The sequence below is a fragment of the Pseudomonas sp. MS646 genome, assembly GCF_036693845.1.
In the GTDB taxonomy this organism is placed as follows: Bacteria; Pseudomonadota; Gammaproteobacteria; order Pseudomonadales; family Pseudomonadaceae; genus Aquipseudomonas; species Aquipseudomonas chlororaphis_E.
Genome location: NZ_CP144763.1, coordinates 984,705 through 999,753 on the forward strand (window position 1 = coordinate 984,705; position 15,049 = coordinate 999,753).

Below are 15,049 nucleotides of genomic sequence, written 5' to 3' on the forward strand. Positions count from 1 at the left end.
GCTGACCCGCATAAAAATAAATAGTGGGAGTACTTTTACATGCAAGCGACCAAGCCGACACACGTCCGCTATTTGATCCTGCTCATGCTGTTTGTGGTGACAACGATCAACTACGCCGACCGTGCCACCATCGCCATCGCAGGCTCCAGCCTGCAAAAAGACCTCGGCATCGATGCCGTCACCCTCGGTTACATCTTCTCCGCTTTCGGCTGGGCCTACGTGGCCGGGCAGATTCCTGGCGGCTGGCTGCTCGACCGGTTCGGGTCGAAAAAAATCTACGCCCTGAGTATTTTCACCTGGTCGTTGTTCACCGTGCTGCAAGGCTATGTGGGTGAATTCGGCATGTCCACGGCCGTGGTTGCCCTGTTCATGCTGCGCTTTCTGGTGGGTCTGGCCGAAGCGCCGTCCTTCCCGGGCAACGCCCGTATCGTCGCCGCGTGGTTCCCCACCGCAGAACGCGGCACCGCCTCGGCGATCTTCAACTCGGCGCAGTACTTCGCCACCGTGTTGTTCGCTCCGCTGATGGGTTGGATCGTCTACCGCTTCGGCTGGCAGCACGTGTTCATCGTGATGGGCATCATCGGCATCGTGTTCTCGCTGATCTGGCTGAAGGTGATCTACAGCCCGCGCCAGCACCCGATGATCAACGAAGCCGAGTTCAATCACATCGCCGCCAACGGCGCGATGGTCGACATGGACCAGGACAAGGGCAAGAAAGCCAAGGGTGACGGTCCGAAGTGGGACTACATCCGCCAACTGCTCACCAACCGCATGATGCTCGGCGTGTACCTGGGCCAATACTGCATCAACGGCATCACCTACTTCTTCCTGACCTGGTTCCCGGTGTACCTGGTGCAGGAACGTGGCATGACCATCCTCAAGGCCGGTTTCATCGCGTCCTTGCCGGCAATCTGTGGTTTCATCGGCGGCGTGCTGGGCGGGGTGATCTCCGACTACCTGCTGCGCAAGGGCCACTCGCTGACCTTCGCCCGCAAGGCGCCGATCATCGCCGGCCTGCTGGTGTCCAGCAGCATCGTGGCCTGCAACTACGTCGAGATCGAATGGATGGTGGTGGGCTTCATGGCCCTGGCATTCTTCGGTAAAGGCGTGGGCGCACTGGGCTGGGCCGTGGTGTCCGACACCTCGCCGAAACAGATCGCCGGCCTCAGTGGTGGCTTGTTCAACACCTTCGGCAACCTGGCTTCGATCACCACGCCAATCGTCATCGGCTACATCATCAGTGCCACCGGTTCGTTCAAGTGGGCGCTGGTATTCGTCGGTTGCAATGCCCTGGTGGCGGTGTTCAGCTACCTGGTCATCGTCGGGCCGATCAAGCGCGTCGTACTCAAGGAACCTACGGCCAAGGATGCCGACGTCTCCAGTCTGTCCGAAGCTAAATCCTGAAGGAGCGGCGTCAATGCAATTGATTGAACATGCCGATTCGCCACGTTACATCCGCCTGCATGAGCGGGACAACGTCGTGATCGTCGTCAATGACCAGGGCGTACCGGCCGGGACCGAATTCCCGGACGGCCTGGTCACCGTGGACTTCGTGCCGCAGAGCCACAAGGTCACCCTGCAGGACATCCCTGAGGGTGGCGAGGTGATTCGCTACGGCCAGGTCATCGGCTACGCGCTGCAACCGATCCCCCGTGGCAGCTGGGTCAAGGAAGACCAGCTGCGCATGCCCACCGCGCCGCCGCTGGACAGCCTGCCGCTGTCCACCGACGTGCCGGCGGCCGATGCACCGCTCGAGGGCTATACCTTCGAAGGCTATCGCAACGCCGACGGTACCGTGGGCACGCGCAACATCCTGGGCATCACCACCACGGTGCAGTGCGTGACCGGGGTGCTGGACCACGCGGTCAAGCGCATCAAGGACGAGTTGCTGCCCAAGTACCCGAACGTCGACGACGTGGTGGCGCTGACCCACAGCTACGGCTGCGGCGTGGCAATCACCGCCACCGACGCGTACATCCCGATCCGCACCGTGCGTAACCTGGCGCGCAACCCGAACCTGGGGGGCGAGGCGTTGGTCATCAGCCTGGGCTGCGAGAAATTGCAGGCCGGGCAGGTGATGCACGACAACGACAGCTCGGTGGACCTCAGCGAGCCGTGGTTGTATCGCTTGCAGGACTCCAGCCACGGCTTCACGGAAATGATCGAGCAGATCATGGACCTGGCCGAAACCCGCCTGAAGAAGCTCGACCAGCGCCGTCGCGAAACCGTGCCGGCGTCGGAGTTGATCTTGGGCATGCAGTGCGGTGGCAGCGATGCGTTTTCCGGCATCACCGCCAACCCGGCCCTGGGCTATGCCTCGGATCTGTTGCTGCGCGCCGGGGCGACGGTGATGTTTTCCGAAGTCACCGAAGTGCGCGATGCGATCTACCTGCTGACCTCTCGGGCGCAAACCCGGGAAGTCGCCCAGGAACTGGTGCGGGAAATGGACTGGTACGACCGTTACCTGGCCAAGGGCGAGGCGGACCGCAGCGCCAACACCACGCCGGGCAACAAGAAGGGCGGGTTGTCGAACATTGTCGAAAAATCCCTGGGCTCGATCGTCAAGTCCGGCAGCAGCGCGATCAACGGCGTGCTCGGCCCGGGCGAGCGGTTCAAGCAAAAAGGCCTGATCTTCTGCGCCACACCGGCCAGTGACTTTGTCTGCGGCACGCTGCAACTGGCGGCGGGGATGAACCTGCACGTGTTCACCACCGGCCGTGGCACCCCGTACGGCCTGGCCATGGCGCCGGTGGTGAAGGTCTCGACCCGCACCGAGCTGGCCCAGCGCTGGCCGGACCTGATCGACATCGACGCCGGGCGCATCGCCACCGGTCGTGCCTCGATCGAGGAGCTGGGTTGGGAGCTGTTCCACTACTACCTGGACGTGGCCAGCGGCAAGAAAAAGACCTGGGCAGAACAGCACAAACTGTTCAACGACATCACCCTGTTCAACCCTGCGCCGATTACCTGAGCCGGCGTTCATCATGTAGGGGCGGGATTGCCCGCGAAGACGGCAGTACATGCGACATGGGTGTCGACTGAACTAACGCTTTCGCGAGCAAGCTCGCTCCCACAGGGTTTTGGTGGCGGACACAAACGCTGTGACCATCCACGATCAAGTGTGGGAGCGAGCTTGCTCGCGAAGGCGGTGGTTAAGCTTGCATCGATGTTGGATGTGCCGGCGTCTTCGCGAGCAAGCCCGCTCCCACAGGAATCTCCAGACGCCGGTGCCGCGAGTGGCTTATCATTAGCCACCTAACGACACCCCCCTCGAAAGGTCCCCGGCATGCTGGCAATTTTCCTCGAAACCCTGAACATCACCGCGCCGGTGTTTGCCATGCTGTTTCTGGGGGTGGTGCTCAAGCGCATCGACTGGATCAACGACAACTTCATCCACATCGCCTCGTCCCTGGTGTTCAACGTCACCATGCCGGCGCTGTTGTTCCTTGGCATCCTCCATGCCGACCTGCACGCCGCGTTGCAACCTGATCTGCTGATCTACTTTTCCGTCGCCACCCTGGTGAGTTTCGCCATGGCCTGGGGTTGGGCGATCTGGCGGTGCCCGCGGGAAGACCGCGGCATCTACACCCAGGGCGCGTTTCGCGGCAACAACGGGGTGATCGGCCTGGCGCTGGCGGCGAGCATGTATGGCGACTACGGGATTTCCCTGGGGGCGATTCTCGCGGCGCTGGTGATCCTGTTCTACAACACCCTGTCGACCATCGTGCTGGCGGTCTACAGCCCGGTGATCAAGTCGGACCCGTGGAGCATCTGCAAAAGCGTGTTCAGCAACCCGCTGATCATCAGCGTGATCGTCGCCGCGCCGTTCGCCTATTGGCAGATCGGTCTGCCGAACTGGCTCGAGACATCAGGCAAATACCTGGCGCAGATGACCTTGCCCCTGGCGCTGATCTGCATCGGTGGCACGCTGTCGCTGGCAGCACTGCGCAAGAGCGGCAAGATGGCCATGAGTTCGAGCCTGGTGAAGATGGTCGGCCTGCCGCTGCTGACCACCCTGGGCGCCTGGGTCTGGGGCTTTCGCGGCGCGGAGCTGGGGATCCTGTTTCTGTACTTCGGCAGCCCCACTGCCGCCGCGAGCTTCGTCATGGCCCGTGCGGCCGATGGCAACCATGAACTGGCGGCGGCGATCATCGTCATCACCACCTTGATGGCGGCGATCACCACCAACATCGGGATTTTTGTGTTGCAGTGGGGTGGGTGGATCTAGGCTTGGGCTTCTGGTGTTCTCTGGAGCCTCTTCGCGGGCAAGCCCGCTCCCACAGTGATCGGGCTTCTTCAGAAGGAATGCGGTCGAATGTGGGAGCGGGCTTGCCCGCGAAGAGGCCGGTCCATTCACGGAAAATCCCGCGCTTTACTCCGGCTTCTGATACGCCTCGATCACTTCCTGCGCCGCCCGAAACGCATCGATCGCCGCCGGCACGCCGGCGTACACCGCGCAATGCAGCAGTGCCTCGCGGATCTCTTCCACCGTGCAGCCATTGTTCAGCGCGCCGCGCACGTGGCCTTTCAATTCCTGTGGGCACTTGAGGGCGGTGAGGGCGGCGAGGGTGATCAGGCTGCGGGTTTTCAGCGGCAGGCCTTCGCGACGCCAGACGCTGCCCCAGGCGTGTTCGTTGACGAAGTCCTGCAACGGCTGGGTGAAGTCGGTGGCGTTGCCCAGGGCGCGGTCGACGAACGCGTCGCCCATGACCTGGCGACGCATGTCGAGGCCGGTCTTCGGAATGTCGGTCATGGCAAATCCCTCTTGTGGTGTTGGCGGCGCCAGGCGCGCACGAAAGTGAACAGCAAGAACGCGAGCAAGGTGGGCAGCACATAGAACAGCATCAGCCGTTCCAGTCGGCCGGCCAGGGGCATGCCGGTGGTGAATGACACCACGTGCAGCCCATAGACCAGGTACAGGCCCAGCAGCAGCAGGCCTTCGGCGCGGGTGACCCGGTACCCGGAATAGAACACCGGCAGGCACAGCACCGCCACACCGAGCATCACCGGCAGGTCGAAGTCCAGGGCGTTCGGCGAAACCGAAAGCGGCGTGGGCGCGACGAGGGCGGTCACCCCCAGCACCCCCAGCAGGTTGAACAGGTTGCTGCCGATCACGTTGCCCACCGCAATGTCGCGCTGGCCGCGCAGGGCCGCGATCAGCGAGGTGGCGAGTTCCGGCAGCGAGGTGCCGACGGCGACGATGGTCAGGCCGATGATGCGTTCCGACAAGCCCAGGTCCGTCGCCACCGTCACTGCCGCGCCCAGCAGCAGGTGCCCGGCGTAGATCAGCATCGCCAAGCCGAGCACGATCATCGTCAGGCTCCTGGGCCAGGACACCTGCGCCGCGTCGACGCTCGCCGCGTGGGGGCGCATGGAGTGCCGTGACTGGCGCAGCAGTAGGCCGAGGTACACCGCCAGGGCCGCCAGCAACAATGTCCCGTCCAGGCGGGTCAGTTCTTCGTTCAAGGCCAGCACGAACACCAGCAGGCTGGCGCCGATCATCAACGGGATGTCCAGGCGCACCAGTTGGCGCGAGACGCGCAACGGCATGATCAGCGCCGACAGCCCCAGGGTGACGAGGATGTTGAAGATGCTGCTGCCGATCACGCTGCCCACGGCGATGTCGGCGTTTTGCGCCAAGGTCGCTTGCAGGCTCACGGCCATCTGTGGCGCGCTGCTGCCCAGGGCAACAACGGTCAGGCCGATGATCAGCGGGCGCACCTGCAAGCGTGCCGCCACGCCGACGGCGGCGCGCACCAGCAACTCGGCGCCGACAATCAGCAACAGCAGGCCGCCGAACAGTTCGATCAGGCTGAGCAGCGATAAAGCGGCGAGTAGGGAAATGGCCGGGCTCCGTCTATCAGTCGTCGAGGGCTTGCACGCGTACCCGCGCGGTGCCGGTGCGTAACATGCCCAGTTGCTCGGCTGCTTCGCGAGACACGTCGATCAAGCGTCCCCGAGTATACGGGCCACGGTCGTTGATGCGGACCACGACGCTGTCATTGTTGCCCAGGTTGGTGATTTTCACCCGTGTGCCGAATGGCAACTGGCGATGGGCGGCGGTCAGGCCGTGCTGGTCGAAACGCTCGCCGCTGGCGGTGCGTTTGCCATGGTGCCTGGCACCGTAATAAGACGCGACGCCAGTCTGGTCGTAGCCGTGTGGATCAACTGTCCCGCTCTGGCTGGCGCAACCGGCCAACAGGGACAGCAGGGCGCAGGCGCCGAGGAGACGCTTCATCGAAAGGTTTTCCACATCAGTGTGGTTGTAAATTTATTGTGGCGAGGGAGCTTGCTCCCGCTGGGCTGCGCAGCAGCCCCCCGACTCTGGCAACAGAAAGCCGGGGGGCGCTGCGCGCCCCAGCGGGAGCAAGCTCCCTCGCCACAGGGGAATGAGCCAGACTTGCGGACTGGCTCCATCGCACTCAACCCTCGAGCTTGCTTTTGAGCAATTCGTTGACCTGTTGCGGGTTGGCCTTGCCCTTGGAGGCTTTCATGGCCTGGCCGACGAAGAAGCCGAACATCTTGCCGCGCTTGGCTTCGTCTGCCGCGCGGTACTGTTCGACCTGCTCGGCATTGGCCGCGAGCATTTCATCGAGCACGGCGCTGATCGCCCCGGTGTCGGTGACCTGCTTCAAGCCGCGCTTGTCGATGATCTCGTCGGCGCTGCCCTCACCATTGGCCATGGCCTCGAACACCATCTTGGCGATCTTGCCGGAAATGGTGTTGTCCTTGATCCGCAACAGCATGCCGCCCAGTTGCTCGGCCGACACCGGCGACTCGTCGATCTCCAGGCCCTGCTTGTTCAGCAGGCTGCCCAGCTCGACCATCACCCAGTTGGCCGCCAGTTTGGCGTCGCCGCCGATACTCACGACTTTCTCGAAGTAGTCGGCCTGTTCGCGGCTGGTGGCCAGGACGTTGGCGTCGTAGCTCGACAGCCCGAACTGCGCCTGGAAACGCTCGCGTTTTTGCGGTGGCAGTTCCGGCAGGGTGGCGCGCACGTCATTGAGGAAGGTGTCCTCGATGACCACCGGCAGCAGGTCCGGGTCGGGGAAGTAACGGTAGTCGTTGGCTTCTTCCTTGCTGCGCATCGGACGGGTTTCGTCCTTGTTCGGGTCGTACAGGCGGGTCTGCTGGATGACCTTGCCGCCGTCCTCGATCAGTTCGATCTGGCGCTGGATCTCGCTGTTGATCGCCTTCTCGATGAAGCGGAACGAGTTGACGTTCTTGATCTCGCAGCGGGTGCCGAACTCGGCCTGGCCCTTGGGACGGATCGACACGTTGCAGTCGCAGCGCAGCGAACCTTCGGCCATGTTGCCGTCGCAGATGCCCAGGTAACGTACCAGCGCGTGGATCGCCTTGACGTAGGCCACGGCTTCCTTGGCGCTGCGCATGTCCGGTTCGGAGACGATTTCCAGAAGCGGCGTGCCGGCGCGGTTCAGGTCGATGCCGGTGGCGCCGTTGAATTCTTCGTGCAGGCTCTTGCCGGCGTCTTCTTCCAGGTGCGCCCGGGTGATGCCGACGCGCTTGACCGTGCCGTCTTCCAGAGCGATGTCCAGGTGGCCCTTGCCAACGATCGGCAGTTCCATCTGGCTGATCTGGTAGCCCTTGGGCAGGTCCGGGTAGAAGTAGTTTTTGCGGGCGAACACGTTGTGCTGGCCGATCTCGGCGTCAATCGCCAGGCCGAACATTACCGCCATGCGCACGGCTTCGGCGTTGAGCACCGGCAGCACGCCGGGCATGCCCAGGTCGATCAGGCTGGCCTGGGTGTTGGGCTCGGAACCGAAAGTGGTAGCGCTGCCGGAAAAGATTTTCGACCGGGTGGTGAGCTGGGTATGAATCTCCAGCCCGATCACGACTTCCCATTGCATGTGTTTCTCCTCAGAAGTCTTATCAGGGGATTTTGAAACGTCGCGAGCGAAGGTAAGGCAAGGCGAAAACTGGTGAGAAAGCGGAGTTGACAGTAGTCAATGAGCATTTCGAACCAGTTTTCAACGCAGCATTACCGAGCGCAGCAGTTTCAAAACCCCTGAGGGGTGCGGGTGTGCCAGTCAGTGTGTAACTGATACTGGTGGGCAACGTTCAACAGGCGGCCTTCCTGGAAATACGGCGCGAGCAACTGCACGCCCACCGGCAGGCCATCGACGAAGCCGGCCGGCATGGACAGGCCCGGCAAACCGGCGAGGTTGGCGGTGATGGTGTAGACGTCTTCCAGGTAGGCGGCCACCGGGTCGCTGTCCTTGGCGCCGAGTTTCCAGGCCGGGTTCGGCGTGGTTGGGCCGAGGATGACGTCGACCTCGTTGAAGGCGGCCATGAAGTCGTTCTTCACCAGCCGACGGATCTTCTGCGCCTTGAGGTAGTAGGCATCGTAGTAGCCGGCAGACAGGGCGTAGGCCCCGACCATGATCCGGCGCTGCACCTCGACACCGAAGCCTTCGCCACGGGAGCGCTTGTACAGGTCCATCAGGTTTTCCGGGTTCTCGCAGCGATGGCCGAAGCGTACGCCGTCGAAACGCGACAGGTTCGACGAGGCTTCCGCTGGCGCGATCACGTAGTAGGCAGGAATCGCATGCTGCATGTTCGGCAGGCTGATCTGCTTGACGACCGCGCCGAGTTTTTCCAGCGTCTTGACGCTGTCGTGTATCAGCTCGGCAATGCGTGGGTCGAGGCCGGCGCTGAAGTACTCCTTCGGCACGCCGATGCGCAGGCCTTGCAGGGAACCGTTGAGGTTGGCGCTGTAGTCCGGCACCGGTTCATCGATGCTGGTGGAGTCGTTCGGGTCGAAGCCGGCCATGCCTTGCAACAGGATCGCGCAGTCTTCGGCGGTGCGGGCCAGCGGGCCGCCCTGGTCGAGGCTCGACGCGTAGGCAATCATGCCCCAGCGCGACACCCGGCCGTAGGTCGGCTTCAGGCCGGTGAGGTTGGTGAAGGCTGCGGGCTGGCGAATCGAACCACCGGTGTCGGTGGCCGTGGCGGCCGGCAGCAGGCGCGCGGCCACGGCGGCAGCGGAGCCGCCGGACGAACCGCCCGGCACGTGTGCCAGGTTCCACGGGTTTTTCACCGCGCCGTAGTAGCTCGACTCGTTGGCCGAGCCCATGGCGAACTCGTCCATGTTGGTCTTGCCCAGGGTCACGGCGCCGGCGGCGGCCAGCTTGGCGACCACGGTGGCGTCGTACGGGGCCTTGAAGTTGTCGAGCATCTTCGAGCCGCAGCTGGTGCGGATGCCCTGGGTGCAGAACAGGTCCTTGTGAGCGATCGGTGCGCCCAGCAGCGCGCCGTTCTCGCCTTTGGCGCGCCGGGCGTCGGCGGCGGCGGCCTGGTTCAGGGCCAGTTCTTCAGTGAGGCTGATGAAACTGTTGAGCTGCGGGTCGAGTCGGGCGATGCGCGCCAGCAGGACTTTGGTCAGCTCTTCGGAGGAAAACTGCTTGTCGGCGAGTCCGCGGGCGATCTCGGCCAGGGTCATGTGATGCATGAGAGGCTCTTTCCCTTTAGTCGATGACTTTCGGAACCAGGTACAGGCCGTTTTCGACCGCTGGTGCGATGGACTGGTAGGCTTCGCGATGATCGGATTCGGTCACGACGTCGGCGCGCAGGCGCTGGCTGGCTTCCAGTGGGTGGGCCAGCGGCTCGATACCGTCGGTATTGACCGCCTGCATCTCGTCGACCAACCTCAGAATGCTGTTCAGGGCAGAAGTGATGTGTGGAAGATCGGCTTCATTGAGGCCCAGGCAGGCCAGATGAGCGATTTTTTCCACGTCGGAGCGTTCAAGCGCCATGGGATTCTCCAGTGGAAAACAGAACGGACGCAGTCGGTCCGTGTGTTAGATTGTCGGAACACTACCGCATTTCTACGGTCCAGTGCCCTGTATCACAACAGGGCATTGGCCGCGATTGTAGGGTTTGGTGCACAGAAAAGCGGCCAATTTAACATATTGGCGCCTTGCCCAAAATCCCTGTCGTTGTTAGAGTTTGCCGCACTTTTTTACCCACGCGTTGCCTAGGGTCCCTTTCCCATGTTCAAGAAACTGCGTGGCATGTTTTCCAGCGATCTTTCCATTGACCTGGGCACTGCCAACACCCTTATTTACGTGCGCGAGCGCGGTATCGTCCTGAATGAACCCTCGGTCGTGGCCATCCGTACCCACGGCAACCAGAAAAGTGTCGTGGCTGTCGGTACGGAAGCCAAGCGCATGCTGGGCCGTACACCGGGCAACATCGCTGCCATTCGCCCGATGAAGGACGGCGTGATCGCCGACTTCAGCGTCTGCGAAAAGATGCTGCAATATTTCATCAACAAAGTTCACGAAAACAGTTTCCTGCAGCCCAGCCCTCGCGTGCTGATCTGCGTGCCGTGCAAGTCCACCCAGGTGGAGCGTCGGGCCATCCGTGAATCGGCCCTGGGTGCCGGTGCCCGCGAAGTGTTCCTGATCGAAGAGCCGATGGCCGCTGCCATCGGTGCCGGCCTGCCGGTGGAAGAAGCCCGCGGTTCGATGGTCGTCGACATCGGTGGCGGTACCACCGAGATCGCGCTGATCTCCCTCAATGGCGTGGTCTACGCCGAGTCCGTGCGTGTGGGCGGCGACCGTTTCGACGAAGCGATCATCACCTACGTACGTCGCAACTACGGCAGCCTGATCGGCGAATCCACCGCTGAGCGCATCAAGCAGGAAATCGGTACGGCCTACCCGGGCGGCGAAGTGCGTGAAGTCGACGTTCGCGGCCGCAACCTGGCCGAAGGCGTGCCACGTGCCTTCACCTTGAATTCCAACGAAGTCCTGGAAGCGCTGCAAGAGTCCCTGGCGACGATCGTCCAGGCGGTGAAAAGCGCCCTGGAGCAGTCGCCACCGGAGTTGGCATCGGACATCGCCGAGCGCGGCCTGGTGCTGACCGGTGGTGGCGCGCTGTTGCGTGACCTCGACAAACTGCTGGCCCAGGAAACCGGCTTGCCGGTAATCGTTGCCGAAGACCCGCTGACCTGCGTGGCTCGCGGCGGTGGCCGTGCTTTGGAAATGATGGACAAGCACACCATGGACCTGCTCTCCAGCGAATAAGCCTGGCGGTGGTGCATGTTGTTCGCGCCCGGGCAGCACTTTGCAGTGCTGCCCGTTGGCGTTTATCTTCTGCCATTCGTATCCAGGCCGGTCTGATGCCGTATGAATAAAGAAAACATTTGCCTGGGAGGAGCGGCCTATTAAACCGCTTTTCGCCAAAGGCCCCTCATTGGGCGTACGCCTGCTGGTGCTGGCCGTGCTGTCGGTCGCGCTGATGGTGGTCGATGCCCGCTTCACGCTGCTCAAGCCTGTGCGCAGCCAGATGTCGCTGGTGTTGATGGAGTCCTACTGGATCACCGACCTGCCACAGCGCTTGTGGCAGGGTGTGGCCAGCCAGTTTGGCAGCCGCACCGAACTGGTCGCCGAAAACGAAAAACTCAAGACCGAGAACCTGCTGTTGCAGGGGCGCATGCAGAAGCTTGCGGCCCTCACCGAGCAGAACGTGCGGCTGCGCGAGTTGCTCAACTCCTCTGCGCTGGTGAACGAGAAGGTCGAAGTGGCCGAGCTGATCGGCATGGACCCCAATCCCTTTACCCACCGTATCCTCATCAACAAGGGCGAACGCGACGGTGTGTTCCTCGGCCAGCCGGTGCTCGACGCCCGGGGCCTGATGGGCCAGGTGGTGGAACTGATGCCTTATACGGCCCGGGTGCTGTTGCTCACTGACACCACCCACAGCATTCCGGTGCAGGTCAACCGCAACGGTCTGCGCGCGATTGCCAGTGGCACCGGCAACCCGGAACGCTTGGAACTGCGGCACGTGGCTGATACCGCCGACATCAAGGAAGGCGACCTGCTGGTCAGCTCCGGTCTCGGCCAGCGTTTCCCCGCCGGTTATCCGGTGGCGACCGTCAAGGAAGTCATCCACGATTCCGGCCAGCCGTTCGCCATCGTCCGCGCGGTGCCGACTGCCGCGCTGAACCGCAGCCGCTACCTGCTGCTGGTGTTCAGCGACAATCGCACCCCGGAAGAGCGCGCCAACGATGCCGCGGTGGCCCAGGAAGCCCAGGACCGGCAGGGCGGGGACTCGGCCACGCCAGGCACCCAGGCGCCGGCGGCTGTCCCGGCCACCGTGCCCAAGCCAGCGACCGCCCCGACCACCCCGGCGGCCCCTGCGCCGGCCACGACGCCGGTGACCCCAGCGGCCCCGGCCACGGCGCCTGCCGCTAACGGCAGCCGTTCGACCAGCCATGCGCCGGCGACGCAGCACGCCCGGCCCGCGCCCAAGCCTGCCACCTCCACGCCGGCCACTGCGCCCGCCACCAGGGGAGCACGAGAAGAATGAGCAGTAAATCCGGTAACGGCTGGATGGTCTGGCTGACCTTTGCCATCGGCCTGTTGCTCAGCGTTTCGCCACTGCCGCAGTTCATGGAAATCCTGCGACCGCTGTGGCTGGCCCTGCTACTGGCCTTCTGGGCGCTGGCCTTGCCGCACAAGGTCGGCATGGTCACTGCCTGGTGCCTGGGCCTGGCCGAAGATGTGCTTTACGGCACCCTGCTGGGGCAGAACGCGTTGATCCTGACCTTGATCACCTTTCTGGTCCTGTCCCTGCAACAGCGCCTGCGGATGTTTCCCATGTGGCAGCAGTGCCTGGTGATCCTGGTGATCTTCGGCCTGGCGCAGTTGGTCCAGCTATGGCTCAGCGCCTTGACCGGCAATCGTCAGCCGACCCTGGCGCTGGTGTTGCCAGCCCTGGTCAGCGCGCTGCTCTGGCCGTGGGTCAGCTTCGGTTTGCGTGGCCTGCGCCTGCGTTTCAAGATCAACTGATTCGGTCAGATATCTACACTTTTTCTGATGAGTTACATCCCTGTCGCGAGGGAGCAAGCGCCCTCGCCACAAAAAGCTGTTTGTGTTCGGATGGCCGTGCTTTGAGAGGGAGATGTCTTGATGAAACCGCTTTACCTCGCCTCAGGCTCGCCACGTCGGCGTGAATTGCTCACACAGATCGGCGTGCCCTTTACCGCCATCAGCGCGGACATCGATGAAACGCCCCTGGATCACGAAACCCCGGCCGCCTATGTCGAGCGCCTGGCGCGCGGCAAGGCCGAAGCCGGACGGCGCAGCGGCGCGGACGGCTGCGTGTTGGGCGCCGACACGGCGGTGGTGCTGGACGGACAGATTCTCGGCAAGCCGCGGGATCAAGCCGATGCCCAGGCGATGCTCATGAGCCTGTCCGGACGCGATCATGAAGTGCTGACCGCCATTGCCGTGCTCGACGACCAGCGATGCGAGTCCCGGGTGGTCCGCAGCCGGGTGCGGTTTCGTCCCATCACAGAACCGGAAGCGGCGGCCTACTGGGCCAGCGGTGAGCCCCGGGACAAGGCGGGCGGCTACGGCATCCAGGGCTTGGGGGCGGTGTTCGTCGCCGGGCTGGAGGGCAGCTATTCTGCGGTGGTTGGCTTGCCGCTGTGCGAAACCGCGCAACTGCTGGGTGATTTCGGCATACCCTGTTGGCAAACCCTGGAGCGCCCCTTGGGCGTCGTCTGACTTGATGCGGCCATAAACGTGAACATGCCTGAACGAGACCCTGCCATGAGTGAAGAGATCCTGATCAACATCACGCCGATGGAATCGCGCGTGGCGGTGGTTGAAAACGGTGTGTTGCAAGAGGTTCACGTCGAACGCACGCAAAAGCGCGGCATCGTTGGCAATATCTACAAAGGCAAGGTGGTAAGGGTGTTGCCGGGCATGCAGGCGGCATTCGTCGACATCGGCCTGGACCGCGCGGCATTCATCCACGCATCGGAAATTTCCATGCGCGAGGGGCCGGCCGTGGAGACCATCAGCGCATTGGTCCACGAAGGCCAGAGCCTGGTGGTGCAGGTCACCAAGGACCCCATCGGTTCCAAGGGCGCACGCCTGACCACGCAGTTGTCGATTCCGTCGCGCTACCTGGTGTACATGCCACGCACGGCCCACGTCGGCATTTCCCTGAAGATCGAAGACGAAGCCGAGCGCGAACGCCTCAAGCAGGTGGTCAGCGACTGCGTGGAAAAGGAAGGCATCAAGGAGGCCGGTGGCTTCATCCTGCGCACCGCCGCCGAGGGGGCCGGTGCCGATGAGATCCTCATGGACATCCGCTACCTGCGCAGGCTCTGGGACCAGATCGCCGCGCAGATCAAGACCATCGCCACCCCCAGCGTGATCTACGAGGATTTGGGCCTGGCGCTGCGTACCCTGCGCGACCTGGTCAGCCCGAAGATCGAGAAAATCCGCATCGACTCCCGGGAAACCTTCCAGAAAACCACGCAGTTCGTCGCCGAGCTGATGCCGGAAATTGCCGACCGCCTCGAACATTACCCCGGCGAGCGGCCAATCTTCGACCTGTACGGCGTCGAGGATGAAATCCAGAAGGCCCTGGAGCGCAAGGTCCCGCTCAAGTCCGGCGGTTACCTGGTGGTGGACCCGGCCGAGGCCATGAGCACCATCGACGTCAACACCGGAGCGTTCGTCGGCCATCGCAATCTCGAAGAGACCATCTTCAAGACCAACCTGGAGGCCGCCACCGCCATCGCCCGACAACTGCGCCTGCGCAACCTGGGCGGGATCATCATCATCGACTTCATCGACATGGAAGATGAAGAGCATCAGCGCCAGGTGCTGCGGACCCTGGAAAAACAACTTGAGCGCGATCACGCCAAGACCAACATCATCGGCATCACCGAGTTGGGCCTGGTGCAGATGACGCGCAAGCGCACCCGTGAAAGCCTTGAGCAGGTGCTGTGCGAGCCGTGCAGCAGTTGCCAGGGCCGGGGCAAGCTGAAGACCCCGGAAACCGTGTGTTACGAAATCTTCCGGGAAATCCTCCGGGAGGCGCGCGCCTACCAGGCCACCGGCTATAGAGTGTTGGCGAACCAGAAAGTGGTGGATCGCCTGCTCGATGAAGAATCGGGCAATGTCGCCGAGTTGGAGGCTTTTATCGGACGCACGATACGTTTTCAGGTCGAAACCATGTATTCCCAGGAACAATACGACGTGGTGCTGCTCTGAAGGGCTCGGGA

At 63.0% G+C, this 15,049-nt stretch carries 14 protein-coding genes; 8 read left to right on the top strand and 6 right to left on the bottom strand.

The window, feature by feature from the left end; translation table 11 throughout:
• Positions 1-39 precede the first annotated feature (39 nt).
• From V3H56_RS04135 to V3H56_RS04145, 3 genes are all read left to right on the top strand, one after another.
• Entirely contained in the window at positions 40-1,404 is a 1,365-nt protein-coding gene (locus V3H56_RS04135; protein ID WP_042731717.1) for an MFS transporter, read from the top strand.
• 13 nt (positions 1,405-1,417) lie between these two features.
• Positions 1,418-2,971, top strand: a complete 1,554-nt coding sequence (gene garD / locus V3H56_RS04140; RefSeq protein ID WP_047738305.1) for a galactarate dehydratase — start codon at positions 1,418-1,420, stop codon at positions 2,969-2,971.
• A gap of 315 nt (positions 2,972-3,286) precedes the next feature.
• On the top strand, positions 3,287-4,228 hold the full coding sequence (locus V3H56_RS04145) for an AEC family transporter (protein WP_042731715.1): 942 nt from the start codon (positions 3,287-3,289) through the stop codon (positions 4,226-4,228).
• A gap of 144 nt (positions 4,229-4,372) precedes the next feature.
• Here the strand turns inward: V3H56_RS04145 and V3H56_RS04150 are convergent, their stop codons facing one another.
• The 6 genes from V3H56_RS04150 to gatC all read right to left on the bottom strand — a co-directional run bounded on the left by V3H56_RS04150 (position 4,373) and on the right by gatC (position 9,773).
• Positions 4,373-4,753, bottom strand: a complete 381-nt coding sequence (locus V3H56_RS04150) for a carboxymuconolactone decarboxylase family protein (RefSeq protein ID WP_047738303.1) — start codon at positions 4,751-4,753, stop codon at positions 4,373-4,375.
• Positions 4,750-5,811: a calcium/sodium antiporter gene (locus V3H56_RS04155; RefSeq protein ID WP_042731713.1), complete on the bottom strand. Its 1,062-nt coding sequence runs from the start codon at positions 5,809-5,811 to the stop codon at positions 4,750-4,752. Before V3H56_RS04155 ends, V3H56_RS04150 begins: the two co-directional genes overlap by 4 nt.
• 49 nt (positions 5,812-5,860) lie before the next feature.
• Positions 5,861-6,238, bottom strand: coding sequence for a septal ring lytic transglycosylase RlpA family protein (locus tag V3H56_RS04160; protein ID WP_042731712.1), 378 nt, complete (start codon positions 6,236-6,238; stop codon positions 5,861-5,863).
• Between the two features lie 184 nt (positions 6,239-6,422).
• A complete protein-coding gene (gene gatB, locus V3H56_RS04165; RefSeq protein WP_338474247.1) occupies positions 6,423-7,868 on the bottom strand; it encodes an Asp-tRNA(Asn)/Glu-tRNA(Gln) amidotransferase subunit GatB in 1,446 nt (481 codons plus the stop codon).
• A gap of 149 nt (positions 7,869-8,017) precedes the next feature.
• The gene (gene gatA, locus V3H56_RS04170; RefSeq protein ID WP_338474248.1) at positions 8,018-9,469 is read right to left on the bottom strand and encodes an Asp-tRNA(Asn)/Glu-tRNA(Gln) amidotransferase subunit GatA; all 1,452 of its coding nucleotides are present in this window, start codon (positions 9,467-9,469) and stop codon (positions 8,018-8,020) included.
• Between the two features lie 16 nt (positions 9,470-9,485).
• On the bottom strand, positions 9,486-9,773 hold the full coding sequence (gene gatC / locus V3H56_RS04175; RefSeq protein WP_338474249.1) for an Asp-tRNA(Asn)/Glu-tRNA(Gln) amidotransferase subunit GatC: 288 nt from the start codon (positions 9,771-9,773) through the stop codon (positions 9,486-9,488).
• Between the two features lie 237 nt (positions 9,774-10,010).
• Here gatC and mreB point away from each other — a divergent pair, with 237 nt between their 5' ends.
• From mreB to rng, 5 genes are all read left to right on the top strand, one after another.
• Positions 10,011-11,048, top strand: a complete 1,038-nt coding sequence (mreB, locus tag V3H56_RS04180) for a rod shape-determining protein MreB (RefSeq protein ID WP_002555108.1) — start codon at positions 10,011-10,013, stop codon at positions 11,046-11,048.
• Between the two features lie 169 nt (positions 11,049-11,217).
• Positions 11,218-12,333: a rod shape-determining protein MreC gene (gene mreC, locus V3H56_RS04185; protein WP_237614162.1), complete on the top strand. Its 1,116-nt coding sequence runs from the start codon at positions 11,218-11,220 to the stop codon at positions 12,331-12,333.
• Positions 12,330-12,815: a rod shape-determining protein MreD gene (gene mreD, locus V3H56_RS04190; protein WP_042730611.1), complete on the top strand. Its 486-nt coding sequence runs from the start codon at positions 12,330-12,332 to the stop codon at positions 12,813-12,815. Before mreC ends, mreD begins: the two co-directional genes overlap by 4 nt.
• A gap of 120 nt (positions 12,816-12,935) precedes the next feature.
• Complete coding sequence (locus tag V3H56_RS04195) at positions 12,936-13,535, top strand: Maf family protein (protein WP_042730610.1); 600 nt, start codon at positions 12,936-12,938, stop codon at positions 13,533-13,535.
• Positions 13,536-13,580: 45 nt separating this feature from the next.
• The gene (rng, locus tag V3H56_RS04200) at positions 13,581-15,038 is read left to right on the top strand and encodes a ribonuclease G (protein ID WP_042730609.1); all 1,458 of its coding nucleotides are present in this window, start codon (positions 13,581-13,583) and stop codon (positions 15,036-15,038) included.
• The last annotated feature ends 11 nt before the right edge of the window (positions 15,039-15,049 follow it).

What these genes read in the sequence shown, in the direction of transcription:
- garD (WP_047738305.1), top strand. Translation starts at nt 1,418, where the DNA reads ATGCAATTGATTGAACATGCCGATTCGCCACGTTACATCCGCCTGCAT.
- gatA (WP_338474248.1), bottom strand. Translation starts at nt 9,469, where the DNA reads ATGCATCACATGACCCTGGCCGAGATCGCCCGCGGACTCGCCGACAAG.
- V3H56_RS04195 (WP_042730610.1), top strand. Translation starts at nt 12,936, where the DNA reads ATGAAACCGCTTTACCTCGCCTCAGGCTCGCCACGTCGGCGTGAATTG.
- mreB (WP_002555108.1), top strand. Translation starts at nt 10,011, where the DNA reads ATGTTCAAGAAACTGCGTGGCATGTTTTCCAGCGATCTTTCCATTGAC.
- V3H56_RS04145 (WP_042731715.1), top strand. Translation starts at nt 3,287, where the DNA reads ATGCTGGCAATTTTCCTCGAAACCCTGAACATCACCGCGCCGGTGTTT.
- gatB (WP_338474247.1), bottom strand. Translation starts at nt 7,868, where the DNA reads ATGCAATGGGAAGTCGTGATCGGGCTGGAGATTCATACCCAGCTCACC.
- V3H56_RS04160 (WP_042731712.1), bottom strand. Translation starts at nt 6,238, where the DNA reads ATGAAGCGTCTCCTCGGCGCCTGCGCCCTGCTGTCCCTGTTGGCCGGT.
- rng (WP_042730609.1), top strand. Translation starts at nt 13,581, where the DNA reads ATGAGTGAAGAGATCCTGATCAACATCACGCCGATGGAATCGCGCGTG.
- V3H56_RS04135 (WP_042731717.1), top strand. Translation starts at nt 40, where the DNA reads ATGCAAGCGACCAAGCCGACACACGTCCGCTATTTGATCCTGCTCATG.
- mreD (WP_042730611.1), top strand. Translation starts at nt 12,330, where the DNA reads ATGAGCAGTAAATCCGGTAACGGCTGGATGGTCTGGCTGACCTTTGCC.
- V3H56_RS04150 (WP_047738303.1), bottom strand. Translation starts at nt 4,753, where the DNA reads ATGACCGACATTCCGAAGACCGGCCTCGACATGCGTCGCCAGGTCATG.
- gatC (WP_338474249.1), bottom strand. Translation starts at nt 9,773, where the DNA reads ATGGCGCTTGAACGCTCCGACGTGGAAAAAATCGCTCATCTGGCCTGC.